Below are 2,361 nucleotides of genomic sequence, written 5' to 3' on the forward strand. Positions count from 1 at the left end.
AGATGTCACCCCCGTCACCTTCGAACTGCAATACTCGTCAGAGACCGCGGAAGTTCAACTCGCCGCTTAACCCGTGTCCACTAACCGGGGGCAAGGCCAATCAGGAATCATCACCATGTCCAGCCCGTCAGCAATCGCCGTGCGCGACGATAGTCATATGAGTAAACCCGGACCCCGAGCGGGTGGTCCGACCTCGAGAAGGTCGTTCACGCCAGCGCAAAAGCTGGCGTACCTCGCCGCGTACGACGCTGCGATCAAGAACAACGAGGGCGGCGCGTATCTGCGTACCGAGGGGTTGTACTCCTCGCAGATCACGGAGTGGCGAAAGCTGCGTGACGCCGGTGTCCTCGAGGGGAAGAAACCCGGCGAGAAGATTGGCCGGCTCACGCCCGAGCAAGCCGAAATTGCTCGGCTGCGCCGCCAACTCGCCCAGACCGAGCAGCGCCTGGAAACGACGGGGGTGGCATTGGAGATCATGTCAAAAATGCACGAGCTACTCGAAAGTCTTTCGAAGAGCTCGCGGGACGAAACACCGCATACGAAGCCGTAATGACCGCTTACCGCGAACTTTCCAGCCGAGGAATCTCGACTCGCGTCGCCGCCGAATTGGTTGGGATTTCTCGAACGACCGCGACCCGGAAGCCGCGCATCCCGGTGGCCGGGCCGGCATTGATCCCGGCGAACAAGATCGATGATGCCGACCGCCAGCAGATTCTTGATGTGGTCAATTCGGACTCGTTCGTGGACCTGCCACCGATCCAGATCTACGCCCAACTCCTCGACGCCGGCACGTACTTGTGCTCTATATCAACGATGTATCGGGTGTTGAACGAGAACAAGCAGGTCAAAGACCGCCGCCGCCAGGCCCGCCACCCGGCACGGGCCATCCCCGAGCTGACGGCCACCGGCCCCGGGCAGGTCTACTCGTGGGACATCACCAAACTCGCCGGCCCCGTCAAAGGGAAGTACTTCGACGCCTACGTGATGATCGATATCTACTCCCGATACATCGTCGGCGCGTATGTTCACGCCTCAGAATCGGGAGAGCTGGCGGTGGAGATGATGAAGGAAATCTTCGGCATTCACGGCGTCCCACAGGTCGTTCACGCTGACCGCGGCACGTCGATGACATCCAAGACCGTCGCGGCGTTGCTGTCGGATCTGGAAGTCACCAAATCGCATTCGAGGCCGCGCGTGAGCAACGATAATCCCTACAGCGAGGCCTGGTTCAAGACCCTCAAATTCGCCCCGACATTCCCCGAACGCTTCGGCTCCCTCGCCGACGCAAAGACATTCATGGCTTCCTTCGTCGACGGTTATAACCACGATCACCGCCATTCCGGGATCGGCCTCAACACCCCAGCCGACGTCCACTACGGCCTCGCCGAAGCGAAAGCAATCGAACGAGCATCGACGCTGGACGCGGCCCGCGCACGATTCCCCGAGCGATTCAACACCACCCAGGCGCCGCAAATCCTGTCCATTCCCACGACGGCCTGGATCAACAAACCAGCCGACAAACCCCCCGAAAATGATCGCCTAGAACTAGCCGCCTAAACTCCCACTGGCCTCATCCACCTTGACAAATTCCGATCGAATACGGTCCCGTCCACATGTTGACTCCTTTGCTGAGCTTGGCCGAGTCATTCAGCGAGTTATAAGTGCCTTTGCCAATAGCAGTGGCGATTGCGCTGTTGCTCAGGCGGAGATCGCTGAGCTTTGCAGCCAGGTTTGGCGCTATTCCAGCACTCAGGATGTCCGCGTTGTTGCGAATTCCGACTTTCACTAAGAGCGCATCTCCGCTCGCAATACCCGTCATCTGCTGCAGATTCCAGTTCGAGCGGTGGATGCTCCCGAACTGAGATTGGATGTTCGCCTCGAGGATTGTGCGGACGGCGTAGTTGATCTTTAGCGCGGCAGTAGCGGCTCTCGACTGCCTATCCGGCCCTGTGAAGACGCCCATGACCCTGTCGCCGTCGAAACTACGAATGTGACCGTCATAGTGACGAATGATCCGTACGGATATCTTGAGGAACGCAGCCATCACGCTAGCCACAGTCTCGGCGGGTGAAACTTTCATGAGGCCGGACGAGTTCTTGATGTCCGTGTACAAGTAGGTGGCTAAGATCTTCTTTGCGGAAGTCCCCACCAGAGTGTCCGTGTCAGGGACGCTGGTTGAGCCACTCTGTTGGGTAACAACCGACCACTCCTTGGCCATGTCGACGACAGCTGCGTCGACGTCTTCTTTGAGCGTCATTGGTTTGGCCCTGCCCCCGTTGACTGGACACCTCACAAGAGAGAATGTTCACATGGGAAACACACGTCGGGAGTTCACTCCTGAGTACAAAGACGAAGCCGTGA

General features: G+C 58.7%; 2 protein-coding genes. One reads left to right on the forward strand and one right to left on the reverse strand.

Features of this window, described 5'->3' with window-relative positions; genetic code table 11:
• Positions 1-157 precede the first annotated feature (157 nt).
• Positions 158-1,557 (forward strand): IS3 family transposase gene (locus E3T55_RS14060; RefSeq protein ID WP_134520197.1). Its coding sequence is split into 2 segments (ribosomal slippage): positions 158-479 and positions 479-1,557, totalling 1,401 coding nucleotides; the frame shifts between segments, so codons are not numbered across the junction.
• 13 nt (positions 1,558-1,570) lie between these two features.
• On the opposite strand, the gene E3T55_RS14065 is transcribed toward E3T55_RS14060, so the two are convergent.
• A complete protein-coding gene (locus tag E3T55_RS14065) occupies positions 1,571-2,257 on the reverse strand; it encodes an adenylate/guanylate cyclase domain-containing protein (RefSeq protein ID WP_134520196.1) in 687 nt (228 codons plus the stop codon).
• Between the last annotated feature and the right edge of the window lie 104 nt (positions 2,258-2,361).

It is taken from the genome of Cryobacterium frigoriphilum, assembly GCF_004403305.1.
Lineage (GTDB): Bacteria > Actinomycetota > Actinomycetes > Actinomycetales > Microbacteriaceae > Cryobacterium > Cryobacterium frigoriphilum.

What these genes read in the sequence shown, in the direction of transcription:
- E3T55_RS14065 (WP_134520196.1), bottom strand. Translation starts at nt 2,257, where the DNA reads ATGACGCTCAAAGAAGACGTCGACGCAGCTGTCGTCGACATGGCCAAG.